This is a genomic window from Lelliottia amnigena (assembly GCF_019047465.1).
In the GTDB taxonomy this organism is placed as follows: domain Bacteria; phylum Pseudomonadota; class Gammaproteobacteria; order Enterobacterales; family Enterobacteriaceae; genus Enterobacter; species Enterobacter amnigenus.
In genome coordinates, this window is sequence record NZ_CP077236.1 from 3680649 (window position 1) to 3697035 (window position 16387).

A 16387-nucleotide genomic window follows, 5' to 3' on the forward strand; every position below is an offset into this window, starting at 1 on the left:
ATTAGATTTTGCAGGCGTCGCCGCAATCATCGTCAGCCACAACCGCCTGGGCTTTTTTGTCCGCATCTTCCAGACGTTCAGCGTTGCGCTCTTCAGCTTCATCCAGTCCGTTAAACACCAGATTATCGAGATCAATTTCCATCATTTACCTACTTTGTTCGTTTTTGTTCCTGGAACATTATAAGGCAAAAATGGACGATGAAGTACATCACCGCACGTAAGGCCAATCCCTGCCATACTCTTTCCCTGATGACATAACGGGAGAGCCCATGATTATTCTCTGCAAAACCTGTGGGACGTCTTATGACGCGTCACGGGGTACGGTTGAGCGTTGCAAAATTTGTGAGGACGAGCGCCAGTATGTTCCGGTGAGCGGGCAGTCTTGGGTCGATTTTGACACCGTAATAACGTCGCACACGAATAAATGGCAGCAGCTTGAACCGCACCTTCTTAGCCTTAAAACGGTGCCCAAATTCGCGATTAATCAACGCGCTTTTCTGCTGAGAACCCCGCAGGGTAACGTGCTGTGGGACTGCATTGCGAACCTTGATGCCGCAACTCAAACGCTGATTACCGCACTCGGCGGGATCAGCGCGATTGCAATATCGCATCCTCATTACTACACGACCATGCAGGACTGGGCCGCGGCGTTCGACGCGCCGGTTTATCTCCACGCCAGCGACCGCAAATGGGTGATGCGAGACAGCCCGGTGCTGCATTTCTGGGACGGGGATGTTCTGGATATTCTGCCGTCCGTGAGGCTGCTGCGGCTGGGGGGGCACTTTGCGGGCGGGACGGTGCTGCACTGGCACGAGGGTGACGGCGTATTGCTCGCCGGTGATATTTTGCAGGTGACGCCAGGCGCTGATCGCGTCTCGTTTATGTGGAGCTATCCGAATATGCTGCCGCTGCCGGGTGCAGTGGTTGAGGAGATCGTCCGTCGCCTGAGCCCTGTTAAATTTGACCGCCTGTACGGTGCGTTTGAAGGCCAGAACATCAATGCGCACGCGCATGAAATCGTGATGCATTCGGGTCAGAAATATATTTCTTGTCTCAAGTGAAGCGCGGTGGGTAAACTTCAGGAGCGTGATCCAGATCATGCCTAAACTAAAACAGATAAAAGAGACATTGCTATGCAACATATTATTGAAGGTTTTCTCAGCTTTCAAAAAGAGGTTTTCCCGCAACGTAAAGAACTCTTCCGCAGTTTAGCGTCCAGCCAGAATCCCAAAGCGCTTTTCATTTCCTGCTCGGATAGCCGTTTGGTCCCCGAACTGGTCACCCAGCAGGAACCCGGACAGCTCTTTGTCATTCGTAATGCGGGAAATATCGTACCGTCGTTCGGGCCAGAGCCGGGTGGTGTATCAGCCACTATTGAGTACGCCGTCGTGGCGCTGGGTGTAACCGACATCGTGATTTGTGGTCACTCCAACTGCGGCGCGATGAAAGCCATTGCTGACAACGCGAATCTTGATCCTATGCCGGCTGTCTCCCACTGGTTGCGCTATTCCGATGCCGCGAAAGCGGTTGTTGAGCAGAAAACCTGGGACAATCCGACAGACAAAGTGAACGCAATGGTTCAGGAAAATGTCATCGCTCAGCTGAATAACGTCAAAACGCACCCGTCGGTCGCCGTTGGCTTACGGAACAACGCCATCCGCCTGCACGGCTGGGTTTATGATATTGAAAGCGGCGATATTCGTGCGCTGGATAAAGACAGCAAAAGCTTTGTGTCGCTGTCTGATAATCCGCAGGTTTACTTCGAGTAAGCGTGCGGCCTTTCAGGGTGGGGATTAATCCCACCCTGAATTTCATGCCTTTTCGCAACGTCATGTTTGTCGCTTCAACCCGCGTTAGACGCCGCAAAATAAAAAAGAGCTGTAGCAAAGCATGCTAACAGGCTCCTTTTAAACGATTGCAGCGAAATCAGACCGCTTCACATCTCAATAAACGGCAGCCGTTTTCGCGTTTTTGATGTCTGGCGATTGACCGCCTGAGCAATGGCCTCCCCAATTTCAGCGCTGACCACTAGCCCCTGTACGAAGGGTTGGTCATGCATAAGATAGGGTAATGCGGCAAACGCAATTTTCCCGCGAACATCCTCAGGCTCAAGCAACGTGTAATCATCGCCAACGTCCGGAATCGCATCGCCGGTTGCCTCAATCTGCTTGCGTAACCTCGGGAACGGAAGGTCTTTCGTCTTCAGCGGTTTTTGCCCACGGGCATCGATAAACACGTCGAATTCATACGTTTTATCCTGCGTTCGAATCACCGTCAGATTCTCTTTCACCTCCATGTCGTAATCCGCGCCCAGCGCCACGACGCTGATGATGCCTGCCTCGCGTAACGCCAGCAGCCTGCGAATCGACTCTGACGGGATGGCCGCATAATTATCGATGAAAACGCGAGCGAGACCCGCGTCAAAACGCTTTCTGTCTTTTTCATTCAGATGCGGAACAATGTCCTGAACGACTTCATGCAGCCTCAGAATCGTATAGCGCCAGGGCACCGTGCGTTTGTCGCGTTTATTTCGTTCGACTTCCTCAAGGTTGGACTCGGCCCAGTGGAAGGGATCGTGCTTGTGACGCTCGGCAAACCAGGCATCGTGAAAACTGTCAGCATTCAGTGTGTTGAGTGCGACGGTTTGGCTCCAGTGCGGATCGGCATGTTCAAGTTCCTGAACCATGAGGGCAAACACGCGATCCAGCAGGCCTTCTGCGCCCGCTGCGATTTCGTTTTCAATGGCCTGTTCTGTCGCGAGGGTTAACGGTTCATAGGGAATAGGGCAGTAAAAATCGGCTTCTGGCAGGATTCCTGAACGAGAGGCCAGCACGATGTTAAGCGACTCGCTCCCTTCATCCAGGCGGAAGGTCACACAGTGATTATCTGTTTCAGTGAATGTGCCATGCTGAATGACGACGGCCATCGCGGCATCCAGGCCACTCAGCGAGGTCCCTAAAATACCGACATTACAGGCGCGGATATCCGCCGCCATGAGACCGGACCAGGGGCTGGGAAAGAAGGCGCGCGTAGAGGTGTCATCTTCAGGCCAGACGTGCCCTGTGGCGATAACCGCGAGATCGAAAACCTCAGGACTGGACTGATTTTCTGCCCATACTGTGACGCCGTCTGGCAACGCCTCGAGGTCGTTCACCTGGCATGACTCGATCACGTTGACCTCAAACCCTGTTTTCCTGGCTTGTTGAACGAGTTCCAGAAACTGATCGCGGAAATACTCGCCGAGCAGAATACGCGGCAGGAATTGTCGGACATGAAGGGACGATTTATCGACGCCGTAGCGGGCGAGGTGCGCGGGTTCCTGAGTCCGCAGCCAGTCGATGTAGGTAGAGAAAAGCGGCGGAATTTCTATGCTGGCGATATTGGCCAGCATCATCCTGGAATTATCTTCATCGCTGTACGGCATCCCAACACCGGCTTCTTCGGCTTGCTCATAGATTGTCACTGAAAGCGGCGTCTTGTGTCTGAGCAAAGAGAAAAACGTGTAGATGCCCGTAGGCCCGGCCCCAATTATCGCAATTTTTTTCATCGTGACTTACCTGTTTTATTGTACCGACTCCATGGGAAATAACGGCCATGCAGAATAATTGTGGTAGAAAACGGGTAATGAGCAAATGAAACGAAAGGAGGAATTTAGCAGAGGGATGAATCAGGATTCAAAAGAAGGAATGTGCACCATTTCAGAGCTGAAATGGTGCGTCCGAGTGGACTCGAACCACCGACCCCCACCATGTCAAGGTGGTGCTCTAACCAACTGAGCTACGGACGCAAAATGGTGCGTTCAATTGGACTCGAACCAACGACCCCCACCATGTCAAGGTGGTGCTCTAACCAACTGAGCTATGAACGCAACGTGTTGTCTGGGACAACGGGGACGAATATTAGCGGCACCGGGGAGAACAGGCAAGAGAGAAATCGCAATTTTCTTTCGTATTTCACGCGATTGCGGAATTACCGCGCAAAGTGAAGAGAAAGTAGCCGCCCGCAGGCGGCTATCTGTGGTTTAGCGTGCTGCGCGTTGCAAAATGACGCTGGACGGCTGACGTTGCAGGAAACGCATCCGCAGCATCATCAGGATAGCGGCGGACGTTAAACCGATAATGAAGCCTATCCAGAATCCGGCCGGTCCCATGCGATCAACAACCAGATCTGTAAGTGCCAGAATATAACCGGTTGGCAAACCCAGCACCCAGTAAGCGGTGAAGGTAATAAAGAAGATCGACCGCGTATCTTTATAGCCACGCAGGATACCGCTGCCGATAACCTGAATGGAATCCGAGAGCTGATATATCGCGGCTAACAGCATGAGATGCGACGCCAGGGTAATCACTTCCGGATTGTCATTATAAAGCAGGGCGATTTGCTCGCGCAGGGCGATGGTAAAAAGTGCCGTGCAGAACGCCATACAGACTCCCACACCCAATCCCGTGCGCGCGGCAGTTTGTGCATCGAGCGTTGATCCTTGTCCCAGGCGATAGCCAACGCGAATCGTCACCGCGGCCGCCAGCGACATAGGCAGAACAAACATCAGCGAGCTGAAATTCAGCGCGATCTGGTGCCCTGCAACATCCACAATGCCCAGCGGTGAAACCAGCAGAGCGACAACGGCAAACAAAGTCACCTCGAAAAAGAGCGCCAGCGCGATAGGTAAACCCAACTGTGTCAGACGCTTGAGAACATCCATATCAGGTTTGCTGAAGCGTTTTTCATTGCGGATGTCACGCATGGAACGTGCGCGCTTCACATAGGAAATCATGCTAAAGAACATGACCCAATAAACAGCAGCGGTTGCCACGCCGCAGCCGACGCCTCCCAGTTCAGGCATGCCGAAATGACCATAAATGAAGATGTAGTTGACCGGGATGTTGACCAGCAGCCCGATAAAGCCCATGACCATACCGGGTTTGGTTTTGGCCAAACCTTCGCATTGATTTCGCGCGACCTGGAAGAGCAAATAGCCTGGAACACCCCACAGCAGGGCGCGTAAATAGCCGACGGATTTATCCGCCAGCGCGGGATCGATGTTATCCATGGAGCGAATGATGTAGCCCGCATTCCACAGTACAACCATCACCAGAATGGAGACAAAACCGGCGAGCCAGAAACCCTGACGCACCTGATGGGCGATACGCTCGCGACGTCCTGAACCATTCAACTGCGCAATAACGGGCGTCAGCGCGAGCAGCAGGCCGTGGCCAAAAAGAATTGCCGGGAGCCAGATAGAGGTACCGATCGCCACGGCAGCCATATCGGTGGCGCTGTATCCGCCGGCCATCACCGTATCCACGAATCCCATTGAGGTTTGAGCGACTTGCGCGAGGATCACTGGTATTGCCAGTGCTAATAACTGCCGCGCTTCTAGCATGTACTTCTGCACGTGAACACCTTTTATATTGTTGTTATTTGAAAGACTACAAAACCCGCCATAACTGGCAGCAAGAAGAAAATGCAGGGGGGATGCCAGCTATTGTAGCGGGGTTTATTCTTTTATCTAGTGAAAAAATCGCCAGAAAATGCGCTTAACTGGCAACCTGTTTTTCCAGCTGTTATTGTGATGCGATTAAGCGGTGTCAACGCCGCGCGGATAAAAAAGGAGTGATAAGCATGTTTACTGGTATCGTGCAGGGCACAGCAAAACTGGTGTCTATTGATGAGAAACCCAATTTCCGTACCCATGTTGTAGAGCTGCCGGATCATATGCTCGACGGGCTGGAAACAGGTGCATCGGTTGCGCACAACGGTTGCTGTCTGACGGTAACGGAAATTAACGGTAATCGTATTAGCTTTGATCTGATGAAAGAGACGCTGCGTATTACCAATTTGGGCGAGTTGGTCGAAGGCGATACGGTAAACGTTGAACGCGCGGCGAAATTTAGCGATGAAATTGGCGGTCATTTAATGTCAGGCCATATTATGACCACTGCTGAGATTTCAAAAATCCTCACGTCTGAAAACAACCGTCAGATCTGGTTTAAGCTCCAGGATCCCACCCTGATGAAATACATTTTGTATAAGGGGTTTATTGGTGTTGATGGGATTAGCCTGACGGTTGGCGAAGTGACTCCAACGCGTTTCTGTGTGCATTTAATTCCAGAAACGCTGCAGCGCACCACGCTTGGCAACAAAAAGATCGGTCATCGCATCAATATCGAAATTGATCCGCAAACGCAGGCTGTAGTCGACACTGTAGAACGCGTACTGGCTGCGAAACAAGCGGCAAGTCAATTCGGCTCGGAAGAGTGATTCAGTACGTTTAATCCCTGGCACCTGTATTGACGGTTTAATAACGCCAACGTGAGTAATCCGGGAATGGTCATCGTTTCCGGTTTTTTTATGCGGAATATTCAGCAATTTGCGCCATTTTGCCTTAACACGTATTAGCGCAAACCGAGTGGTCTCCCAACTTTCTTAACGTAATCCGTCTCAAGCTCATTAAGCCCGCGTTTAAAAATGCTTCAGCTAAAAGCACAATTTCACTCGACTAGAATGGCAGTTACAAATTTATAACGCTAATTTCTGGTTTGGAAACCAATTCATAACAATTAAAATGAAACAATATTTTATTTTATGGGTAACTTCGTTTCTTTTGTGATTTGGTTATCACTTAACCCATTCTGAGTAGTGCTAGTATGCTGGTGATTTGAGTTTCTTATAAAACGCTCGCCATGGGCATACAATATCTGACTGGGATTCGATAATGGATATACTATTAGGGCTAGTGAAAACGCCCGCCGTAATAATAGCAATTGTGGCATTTCTTGGTTTGTTATTCCAAAAGGCATCGGTATCAAGATTGATAACCGGGACGGCGCTTTCTTTTATTGGCTTTACAATGATAAAAGTGGGCGGCAGCATTTTAATGAAAGTGCTGACAGCGTTCAGTTCACTGTTCTCAAAAGCTTTTGATATCGTGGGTGTGGTCCCCAGCAATGAAGCGATCATGGCCGCGACAATTGATAAGTTAGGGGCGACAGCAGCGCTTATTCTTCTTTTTTCAATGATACTTAATATTATTTTGGCGCGATTCACGCGCTTTAAATTTATTTATCTTTCCTTGCATCTCGTCTTGTTTATGGCTTTTGCGCTCACTGCAGTATTAATGCAATTTGGATTCAGTAATTACCAAATGGTGATGATATGTTCAGTGCTGATCGGGACTTACATGGCGGTATCACCTTTTATTCTTAATCGCTTTAGCCGTGAAATTATCGGTTCAGATGAGTATGCCATTTCACATGCGGCCATCTCGTCTTATATTATTGGCTCATACATGGGGAAATGGTTTGGTAACAAGAGTACTGATACCGAACACTTGAAAATCAGTAATAAATTTGATTTTATTCGTGAGCCGAATATCGCCACGCTATTAACTATGCTGGTCTTACTGCTTATCTCATGTTTATTTGCGACCCAGCCTCAAGTCAAAGATGCGATGACAATGGTTTACGGTCCAGGTGCAGGTGATAAAAACGTTGTTATCTTTATTCTTGAGCAATCCGCTATTTTTGCCTGTGGTCTCTATCTGGCTAAAGCGGGTGTGAATCTGTTTACTGCCGAAATCGTTCCCGCCTTTAAAGGCTTTGCTCGCGTGTTCGCCCCGGGTGCCGTACCTGCCGTTGATGTCATGGTGCTCTTCACCAAAGCGCCAAACGCAACGTTAATCGGTTTCCTGATAAGCTTTATTGTTGAACTGGTTTGTATCTTAATTTTCCCGGTCATAGGCCTTCCTATTATCGTACCAGGCATCATGGCAAGCTTTATTACGGGGGGCGCGGCGGCTATCTTTGGTAATGCAACCGGTGGTTTCCGAGGGGCAGTGATTGCCAGTGGAATTAACGGCTTGTTGTTATGCGTATTGCCTGCTCTTACGCTGCCGATTTTCTCTCAGCTGGGCGCTCACGGTGTGACATTCGCTGACCCTGACTTTACCCTTCCATCCCTTATTCTGGATTATATTTTACGCATCTTCAGCTAATGCCTTGATGACCGGTCGGTCAACGTCTTGTCGGCAGGTATGAACGGTGAGGAACAAAACGCTCACCGTTCAAACGGCAAAAAAATCCGGAAATGCTCACCATTTCCGGATTTTTCAATTGTGCCTTATACGCGTGATAACTATCTCGGCACGCGCAGACCGTGCTCTACACCCCGGCTAAACACAATCTGCCACAGCTGGATATCCCGGGCGCGAAAAGCTCCCGCGCAAGCGTTCAGATAATAGCTAAACATCCGCCTGAAACGATCTGAATAATTATCAGCAATGTCAGGCCAGGAGGCCTGGAAGCGAGCGTGCCAGGCCATCAACGTGGTATCGTAATCCGCGCCAAAATTATGCCAGTCTTCCATCACATAATGAGGCTCGCTGGCCTTCGCAATCTGACGGACCGAGGGGAGACAACCGTTCGGGAAAATGTATTTATTGATCCACGGATCGACAGTATGGTCCGTTTTTTTGGAACCGATTGTGTGGAGAAGGAACACGCCGTCTGGCTTGAGATTGCGATCGGTGACCGCGAAATAGGTATCGTAATTTTTGGGGCCGACGTGTTCAAACATCCCAACAGAGACAATGCGGTCAAACTGGTCGTCAAGGTCACGGTAATCTTGCAATAAAATGGTGACGTCCAGACCCTCGCAGCGGTCCTGAGCCATTTTTTGCTGTTCTGCAGAAATGGTCACGCCCACCACGCTGACACCGTAATTTTTGGCCATGTAATACGCCAGTCCTCCCCAGCCGCAGCCAATATCCAGCACGCGCATGCCGGGTTGCAGCTGTAATTTCTCGCAGATGAGGTGGAGTTTGGCTAACTGTGCCTCCTCAAGCGTTGAGGCGTCTTTCCAGTAAGCGCAAGAATACTGCATCAAGGGGTCGAGCATCCGCGTGAACAGGTCATTACCGAGATCGTAATGTTCCTTCCCGACAATCCACGCCCGCTTTTTACTTTGCAGATTAAACAGGCGGGCGGAGGCGATGCGTAAAGTGTCTCTCAGATGGTGAGGGAGTTGCCTATCAAGGCCGGCGCGCAGCACGTTGTTGAAAAAAACATCCAGCCGCTCACACTCCCACCAGCCGTCCATAAAGCTTTCGCCCAATCCGAGCGATCCCTCCTGTAACACGCGCTTAAAAAAATCGGGATGTTTGACCTGAATATCAGAAGGGGCGGGCCCATTGACGGTAATGCCCGCGCGACTCAATAACTCACTCACTATTCGGGACCAATTGTCGTCCCGAAGGCTGACTTCTTCTATGCACGATGAACTCATAGCTTCTCCATCACCTGATGTGATCAGAACCTTCAAACAGCGTAGCCGCTTTTTATGGTTTGTGAGAAGTCTCACGGAATTATCCGTGAGGCTAGTATCCGACGTAGAACAGAGGAAGGGAGATAACCCTTGCCGAAAAGCCTTCCATGGTAAAACGGGAGCACTCCGGCTCCCGTTAACAGATAATATTTATCGTAATTATATGAACCAAATTTAGTATAGGCTTCAAAAATCACGCATTCAACTGAAAGTTGTTAGCAGCCTAATCACTCGTAAATCAGATAATTACGTCCACGACTATGCTTGTGACGATTCTACCGCCGTTCCATCTTGCATATTTTCAGTGGCTGAAACTTGCATGCGATAACCGAGTGCGGCGAGCGCGACCGTCACCAGCATCACGCTGGTGGTCGTCATCAATGGCGTGGCGATCAATGCCGAAACAATGAGGCTTGAGAGGAAACACAGACCCAATTGCAGCGTGTTTTGTAACGCCGCAGCACGACCCGTTGCATGAGGAAACGGACGTAGCGCCTGGGCAACCACGATCGGATAAATAGCGCCGTTGGCGACGGCCATCACGCAGAACGGAATTAAGATTTCAGCCAGGCCGACGTTTGGAATAAACCCGACAGCCCAGGTGCCGATAACGCTCAGTGCGTACAGCACCAACAGCCAGGGCAGCATCTGTTGCCCCTGCCATTTTTGCAGCGCTGCGCGACAGCCATAGCCGCCGACAAGGAACGCGATGGTCTGCGGCACGTAGCTCAGGCCAATCACTGCCGGGGTGTAACCCATGTCGTGCAGAATAAACGGTGAGCCAGTGAGCCAGGCAAAAAAGCTCGCGGAACAGGCCGCGTAAATCAGCACATTTCCACGATAAGCGCGGGAACGCAGCAGTGACATAAAGGTGACACGGGTCGCATTGTTCCCGACCGGCTTGGCTTGAGCGGGCTTAAGCGCAAACGCGGGCAGCATCAGAGCCAGGGTGATGATAAACAGCGTGGCAAAGATCGCCTGCCAGTCAAAATGCACCAGAATCCAGCTCCCGAGCAGCGGCGCCAGAGCCGGTGAAAGCCCCACGAGCGGCATGATGGTCGCAAAAATACGGTTAACGCGCGATGCGGGATAGTAGTCGGTGACCAGCGCCTGCCAGGTCACCGCGGCAGCACACACGCCAAACGCCTGTACAAAGCGCAGTACCAGCAGCCAGGTTGCATCACGCACCCACAGCATGCCCAGACATCCCAGCGCAAAGATGGTTAACCCGAGAAGAAGAATAGGTTTGCAGCCATAACGGTCAGAGAGCGGTCCCCACAGCAGCTGTGCGAAGGCAAAACCGGCCAGGAACAAGCTGAGGCTTGCGCTGATCGCGGCAGCAGGTGTCTGCAGGTCTTCCTGCATCGCGGCAAACGCCGGCAAATACATGTCGGTGGCTAAAAAGCCCAGCACGCTCAAACCGCCGAGCCAGACTAAGAATCCGTTGTTGGGTTGCATTGTCATTTCCTAATGAAGGCAGGTGTACTTTGGCGCAGAGTGTAGGGAGTGCAATCTGGCTTGTGAAACGCTAATATTTGGCGGTTGCGTTCAAAAATTTTGCAGGCAAAAAATGTGGTCTGAATATTCATTAGAAGTTGTGGATGCTGTCGCCCGAAATGGTAGCTTTAGCGGAGCCGCGCAAGAACTGCATCGCGTACCGTCTGCCGTCAGCTATACGGTACGTCAGATGGAGGAGTGGCTGGCGGTTCCCTTGTTCGAACGCCGTCATCGGGATGTCGTTCTGACCCCCGCTGGCGTATGGTTTTTGAAAGAAGGCCGATCTGTTATCAAAAAAATGATGATCACGCGTGAACAGTGCCAGCAGATTGCCAATGGCTGGCGCGGCCATCTTTCGATTGCGGTGGATAACATCGTTAAACCTGAACGGACGCGGCAGATGGTAGTCGATTTCTATCGCCATTTCTCGGATGTGGAACTTCGCGTGTCCCAGGAAGTGTTTAATGGCGTGTGGGATGCGTTATCCGACGGTAGGGTGGAGATGGCGATCGGCGCGACACAGGCCATTCCCGTCGGGGGCCGCTATGCCTTTCGGGACATGGGAACATTGAGCTGGCGCTGCGTGGTGGCAAGCGATCATCCTCTGGCAACGATTGAAGGCCCACTGAGTGATGACGTGTTGCGCAACTGGCCGTCGTTGGTGATGGAGGATACGTCACGATCGCTGCCAAAACGCATCACCTGGCTGCTTGATAACCAGCGGCGGGTCGTCGCGCCAGACTGGGAATCGTCGGCAACCTGTTTGTCGGCTGGGTTGTGTGTGGGGATGGTGCCTGTGCATTTCGCGCGTCCACGGATCGATCGCGGAGAATGGGTGGCGCTCGAGCTTGAAAATCCGTTTCCGGTCGCGGCCTGCTGCCTGACATGGCAGCAAAACGATATGTCGCCTGCGCTGGCCTGGTTGCTGGACTATTTAGGTGATAGTGAAACGCTGAACAGAGAGTGGCTACGGGAGCCGGAATAACCGGCCCCGTAGAAACGATTAACGACGGTAATCGCGGAACGGTCCATCAGCGACGGAGCGACGTTCAATCAGACGCGGATGGACTTCAATTGACTGAGACTCTTCACGCTTGCTGACGATACGATCCATCAGCATGTTGAACGCCGTTTCACCCAGGGAGTCTTTCGGCTGATGAATCGTCGTCAGTGCGGGAGTAAAGTAGCGAGCGTTGCGCACGTTATCATACCCGATCACGGAAATATCCTGCGGGACGCGTAAACCCAGCTCATCGGCTGCGCAAAGCGCACCCATTGCCATAATATCACCGCCGCAGAACACGGCTGTCGGACGATGTGACTGCGAAACAATCTGCTGCATCGCGCGGTAGCCCGATTCTGGCTCAAAGTCGCCCTGTACAATCCAGTTTTCCGGGACGGTAATCAGCGCTTCTTCCATGGCTTTCATAAAGCCCGCCAGGCGGCCAGCTCCGGTGTTGCGCTCAAGCGGGCCGGGGATGACACCAATCTCGCGATGACCACGTTCGATCAGGTAACGGCCAGCCATGTAACCGCCTTCGAAGGCGTTATCGTTAACGGAATCGGTAAAGTCTGCGCGCGTGTCACCCCAATCCATTACCACCATTGGGATATGACGATACTCCTCGAGCATCGACAGCACGGATTCTGGATATTCGGAACACATGACCAACAGGCCATCGACGCGCTTTTGCGCCATCATCGACAGGTAAGCGCGCTGTTTTTCCTGGCTGTTCCAGGCATTTCCCAGAATCAGGGTATAGCCTTTCTGGAAGCAGTTTTTCTCAACCGCTTCGATAATTTCGGCGAAATAGGCCGCTTCACTGCTGGTCGCCAGCAGACCAATTGACTTGGTGTGATTCACTTTCAAGCTGCGAGCAACGGCGCTCGGTGAGTAGTGCAATTCTTTGATTGCAGCCCAAACGGCGTTGCGCGTCTCTTCCGCCACGAAACGGGTTTTGTTAATTACATGTGATACGGTTGTAGTGGAAACGTTTGCGCGTTTCGCTACATCTTTAATTGTTGCCATTAGCTGTCACTCCAGACCATATCCTAAGCTCCTGATAAATTGAGAGGTAAACGTTTGCCTTCTCTCACCCTAATCTCGCAAATTGAATTGCGATACGCCGGGAAAACGACACAGGACGTCAGGAGGGGGTCAGTGGCCGGTACGCTTATAAATTTAGCGTGGAATTTTGTCTTATCTTGATGAAAAGGGGAAGCGCAAAAAAGGTTATCAGCCTAAATCCAGGAAGATTTTTGAGGTAAACTGTGTAAAAATGAGCAAGCTCACTTTTCATGTGGGGATTAAAAGGAGAAAAATTGATGAATACCGATCTTAAGTTTTCGTTAACGACCACGATTATCGTGCTGGGTTTGATTGTTGCGGCAAGTTTTACAGCTATTCTGCACTGATTCAGGCGGGGGAGAGCCTTCTCCCTCGTTTTCTTCCTTTCATTGTTACTCTCCCGACAATAATCTTTTGCCAATTTGTTAACTTCTCATTTTTTGTGATTGCTGTCATGCTTTCGGCATGTTTTTCTGTGTCGCGTAAAGGCACAGTATCCGGAGTTAATGAATGAAAATCAATTTTCCACTGCTGGCCCTTGCGATTGGCGCATTTGGGATCGGCACCACCGAGTTTTCCCCAATGGGGCTTTTACCGGTCATCGCTAAAGGGGTTGACGTTTCTATTCCTGCGGCGGGCATGCTGATCAGTGCTTATGCCATTGGCGTGATGATCGGCGCACCCCTGATGACGTTACTGCTTTCCCATCGCGCGCGTCGTAATGCGCTTATTTTTCTGATGGCCATCTTCACGCTGGGTAATGTGCTTTCGGCGCTCTCTCCGGACTACACCACCCTCCTGTTGTCGCGCATTCTGACAAGCCTCAACCACGGCGCATTCTTTGGTTTAGGATCGGTAGTGGCCGCAAGCGTGGTACCCAAACATAGGCAGGCCAGCGCGGTCGCCACGATGTTTATGGGGCTAACGATTGCGAATATTGGCGGCGTGCCGGCGGCCACCTGGCTGGGTGAAGTCATCGGCTGGCGTATGTCTTTCCTTGCGACAGCGATGCTGGGTGTCGTGGCGATGATCGCGCTGTTCTTCTCGTTGCCGAAAGGCGGAGCGGGCGAGCGTCCGGATGTGCGCAAAGAGCTGTCGGTTCTGCTCCGTCCGCAGGTGCTGTCTGCGCTGTTGACGACGGTACTGGGCGCTGGAGCGATGTTTACGCTCTATACCTATATTTCGCCCGTGCTGCACGACATTACGCATGCCACACCGTTCTTTGTAACGGCAATGCTGGTGTTGATTGGTGTGGGATTCACCCTCGGCAACTACCTGGGCGGCAAACTGGCGGACCGTTCAGTGAGCGGTACATTGAAAGGATTCTTGACGTTGCTCATCGTCATCATGGTCGCCATTCCTTGGCTGGCTCGTAACGAGTTCGGTGCTGCTATCGCCATGGTGGTATGGGGTGCTGCGACGTTTGCGGTGGTACCGCCGTTGCAGATGCGTGTCATGCGAGTGGCGCACGAAGCACCTGGGCTTTCATCTTCCGTGAATATCGGGGCGTTTAACCTGGGCAATGCGCTGGGTGCAGCGGCAGGGGGCGCGGTGATTTCCGCTGGGCTGGGATACAGTTTTGTTCCGGTTATGGGGGCGATTATTGCGGGGTTGGGTCTGCTGTTGGTGCTTTTGTCCGGGCGCCAACAACCGCAACCCGCTTGCGCAGCCGAGTGATAAAAACGCAGAAGGGTTAGCCCTTCTGCGAGTCGTTTTTACGCGGCGAAGTTCTTCGCAACAAATTCCCAGTTAACCAGCGCCCAGAAATGCTCCAGGTAGTTTGGGCGAGCGTTGCGGTAATCGATATAGTAAGCGTGTTCCCACACATCGACGGTCATTAGCGGTGTGGCAGCTGTAGTCAACGGCGTTCCCGCGTTGGACGTCGACACGATCGCCAGTTTGCCATCCGCCTCTTTCACCAGCCAGGTCCAGCCTGCGCCAAAGTTTTTAACCGCCGCATCCGTAAACTTCGCTTTAAATTCTGCAAAGCTGCCGAAAGCCTTGTTGACGGCAGTTGCCAGTTCGCCAGTGGGTTCTCCGCCTGCGTTAGGTGCCAGACAGTTCCAGTAGAAAGTATGATTCCAGACCTGTGCGGCGTTATTGAATACACCGCCCTCTGAGCTGCGTACGATCTCTTCCAGGGTTTTCCCTTCAAAGGCCGTATCTTTGATCAGATTGTTAAGGTTGGTGACATAGGTCTGATGATGTTTGCCGTAATGGTACTCCAGAGTTTCCACGGAAATATGGGGGACCAGGGCGTCTTTTGCATACGGTAATGCAGGTAATTCGAACGACATTGCTTCTCTCCTTATTATTTTAAATACACTCAATAACCACACTGAATGCAAGGATAGAGTAGCAAATTGAAAGAGTCGGCAAAAGAGGAACTTACCCTGCCGACAGCGCGGCAGGGCAGGGATTAACGGATGGTTTTCGGGGTCATTACGCGGCGAGCGCCAACGTAGTGGCGGACCCAATAATCTTCGCTCAAGGAGGTTATCTGAATATCCTGGCCGCTACGTGGGGACTGAATGAATTTTCCATTGCCCACATAAACACCCACGTGATCGGCGGTGCCACGACCCTGCGTGCGGAAGAACACCAGATCGCCGCTTTCCAGCTCCCCACGATTCACGGATGCCGCGTCACGCAGATGGTACATTTCGTTAGCGGTACGCGGAATGCGGAATTTCACTAAATCTTTGTAGGCGTAATACACCAGACCGCTGCAATCAAAACCGGTACGCGGCGAGGTGCCTCCCCAGCGATAAGGCTTGCCTATTTGGCCCATCAGTTTATTCATGGCCGTTTTTTGTGCCTTCTGCACACGGACTTTATGCACTTCTGAGAGTTTCGCCGTTTTCCCCACTTTCAGACAATTTGATTTATGCCCTTTACGCACGGTGCATTTTTCAGTGACGAGAGTTGAGGCGGTACGAGAAGTTTTGCGGGATTTCTTAGCGGCAGGTTTGCTGGTCTTGCTGGAAACGGTTTGCTGCTTGTGAGTCGCTGTCTTTTTCTTTTCGTTTTTACTGGTGGTTTTTTTCTTACGTTCTGTGCTTTTTGCCAGATGCGTTTTTTGTACGGCCGAATGCCGCGCCTGCTCAGAGGCGTTAGCCATCGGCGTGAATGAGAGTGTTGTAAACAGTAAAGCACAGAGCGTGATCGAGATTTTATTTATCCGCGCCACTGGGCATTCCCCTGGTTAAAGCAGGTCATCAATAATACCTGCGTGTGATTTACAAAGCTCGTCGATTCTAATCTATAAAAACCCAATTCGTTAAGTCTCTTTTTAGATCTAAAATCGCGTTTCGCTAGCAAGTGCAAAGATTTTCGCCAAACTGAAGCGCTTTTGCTCACACTATGAGCAAGGCCACAGACAACGCAGGGTTAAACTATATTGCGAATGCAACTTCAGCAGACACACGTTAAGATATATAAACGTGACAAAAATGTTATTTTCCGATATTGGTCTGAACCGCTACAATGTCAGACGATTGC

The 16387-nt window shown here is 51.3% G+C and carries 15 protein-coding genes and 2 tRNA genes; 7 read left to right on the forward strand and 10 right to left on the reverse strand.

Annotated features, from left to right (window positions below; translation table 11 throughout):
• Window position 1: 1 nt before the first annotated feature.
• Window positions 2–142: a hypothetical protein gene (locus I6L74_RS17335; protein WP_072241814.1), complete on the reverse strand. Its 141-nt coding sequence runs from the start codon at window positions 140–142 to the stop codon at window positions 2–4.
• Between the two features lie 127 nt (window positions 143–269).
• Here I6L74_RS17335 and I6L74_RS17340 point away from each other — a divergent pair, with 127 nt between their 5' ends.
• Together I6L74_RS17340 and I6L74_RS17345 are read left to right on the forward strand one after the other, a co-directional pair.
• Window positions 270–1061: an MBL fold metallo-hydrolase gene (locus I6L74_RS17340; RefSeq protein WP_059178137.1), complete on the forward strand. Its 792-nt coding sequence runs from the start codon at window positions 270–272 to the stop codon at window positions 1059–1061.
• Between the two features lie 72 nt (window positions 1062–1133).
• Window positions 1134–1769 carry a carbonic anhydrase gene (locus I6L74_RS17345; protein WP_059178136.1) on the forward strand — a complete coding sequence of 212 codons (636 nt, stop codon included), beginning with the start codon at window positions 1134–1136 and terminating at the stop codon, window positions 1767–1769.
• Window positions 1770–1936: 167 nt separating this feature from the next.
• Here I6L74_RS17345 and I6L74_RS17350 read toward each other — a convergent pair whose 3' ends face one another.
• From I6L74_RS17350 to mdtK, 4 genes are all read right to left on the reverse strand, one after another.
• Window positions 1937–3547, reverse strand: a complete 1611-nt coding sequence (locus I6L74_RS17350; RefSeq protein ID WP_059178135.1) for an FAD-NAD(P)-binding protein — start codon at window positions 3545–3547, stop codon at window positions 1937–1939.
• A gap of 163 nt (window positions 3548–3710) precedes the next feature.
• A tRNA-Val gene (locus I6L74_RS17355) sits at window positions 3711–3787 on the reverse strand.
• Between the two features lie 4 nt (window positions 3788–3791).
• A tRNA-Val gene (locus tag I6L74_RS17360) sits at window positions 3792–3868 on the reverse strand.
• A gap of 153 nt (window positions 3869–4021) precedes the next feature.
• Entirely contained in the window at window positions 4022–5395 is a 1374-nt protein-coding gene (gene mdtK / locus I6L74_RS17365; protein WP_059178134.1) for an MdtK family multidrug efflux MATE transporter, read from the reverse strand.
• 227 nt (window positions 5396–5622) lie between these two features.
• Between mdtK and I6L74_RS17370 the strand changes: the two genes are divergently transcribed.
• Both I6L74_RS17370 and ulaA read left to right on the forward strand, forming a co-directional pair.
• Entirely contained in the window at window positions 5623–6261 is a 639-nt protein-coding gene (locus I6L74_RS17370; RefSeq protein ID WP_059178133.1) for a riboflavin synthase, read from the forward strand.
• A 454-nt stretch (window positions 6262–6715) separates the two neighbouring features.
• A complete protein-coding gene (gene ulaA / locus I6L74_RS17375) occupies window positions 6716–7993 on the forward strand; it encodes a PTS ascorbate transporter subunit IIC (protein ID WP_059178132.1) in 1278 nt (425 codons plus the stop codon).
• 140 nt (window positions 7994–8133) lie between these two features.
• Here ulaA and cfa read toward each other — a convergent pair whose 3' ends face one another.
• Together cfa and punC are read right to left on the reverse strand one after the other, a co-directional pair.
• On the reverse strand, window positions 8134–9282 hold the full coding sequence (gene cfa, locus I6L74_RS17380; RefSeq protein ID WP_059178131.1) for a cyclopropane fatty acyl phospholipid synthase: 1149 nt from the start codon (window positions 9280–9282) through the stop codon (window positions 8134–8136).
• Between the two features lie 297 nt (window positions 9283–9579).
• Window positions 9580–10779, reverse strand: a complete 1200-nt coding sequence (gene punC, locus I6L74_RS17385; RefSeq protein WP_059178130.1) for a purine nucleoside transporter PunC — start codon at window positions 10777–10779, stop codon at window positions 9580–9582.
• A 112-nt stretch (window positions 10780–10891) separates the two neighbouring features.
• Here punC and punR point away from each other — a divergent pair, with 112 nt between their 5' ends.
• Window positions 10892–11803, forward strand: a complete 912-nt coding sequence (punR, locus tag I6L74_RS17390) for a DNA-binding transcriptional activator PunR (RefSeq protein ID WP_059178129.1) — start codon at window positions 10892–10894, stop codon at window positions 11801–11803.
• A gap of 18 nt (window positions 11804–11821) precedes the next feature.
• Here the strand turns inward: punR and purR are convergent, their stop codons facing one another.
• Window positions 11822–12847, reverse strand: coding sequence for an HTH-type transcriptional repressor PurR (gene purR, locus I6L74_RS17395; RefSeq protein ID WP_012017183.1), 1026 nt, complete (start codon window positions 12845–12847; stop codon window positions 11822–11824).
• Between the two features lie 296 nt (window positions 12848–13143).
• Here purR and cydH point away from each other — a divergent pair, with 296 nt between their 5' ends.
• Both cydH and I6L74_RS17405 read left to right on the forward strand, forming a co-directional pair.
• A complete protein-coding gene (cydH, locus tag I6L74_RS17400; RefSeq protein ID WP_040075924.1) occupies window positions 13144–13233 on the forward strand; it encodes a cytochrome bd-I oxidase subunit CydH in 90 nt (29 codons plus the stop codon).
• A 163-nt stretch (window positions 13234–13396) separates the two neighbouring features.
• Entirely contained in the window at window positions 13397–14563 is a 1167-nt protein-coding gene (locus I6L74_RS17405; RefSeq protein ID WP_059178128.1) for an MFS transporter, read from the forward strand.
• A 38-nt stretch (window positions 14564–14601) separates the two neighbouring features.
• On the opposite strand, the gene sodB is transcribed toward I6L74_RS17405, so the two are convergent.
• Entirely contained in the window at window positions 14602–15183 is a 582-nt protein-coding gene (sodB, locus tag I6L74_RS17410) for a superoxide dismutase [Fe] (RefSeq protein ID WP_059178127.1), read from the reverse strand.
• A 122-nt stretch (window positions 15184–15305) separates the two neighbouring features.
• Complete coding sequence (locus I6L74_RS17415) at window positions 15306–16076, reverse strand: C40 family peptidase (protein WP_059178126.1); 771 nt, start codon at window positions 16074–16076, stop codon at window positions 15306–15308.
• Window positions 16077–16387 lie beyond the last annotated feature (311 nt).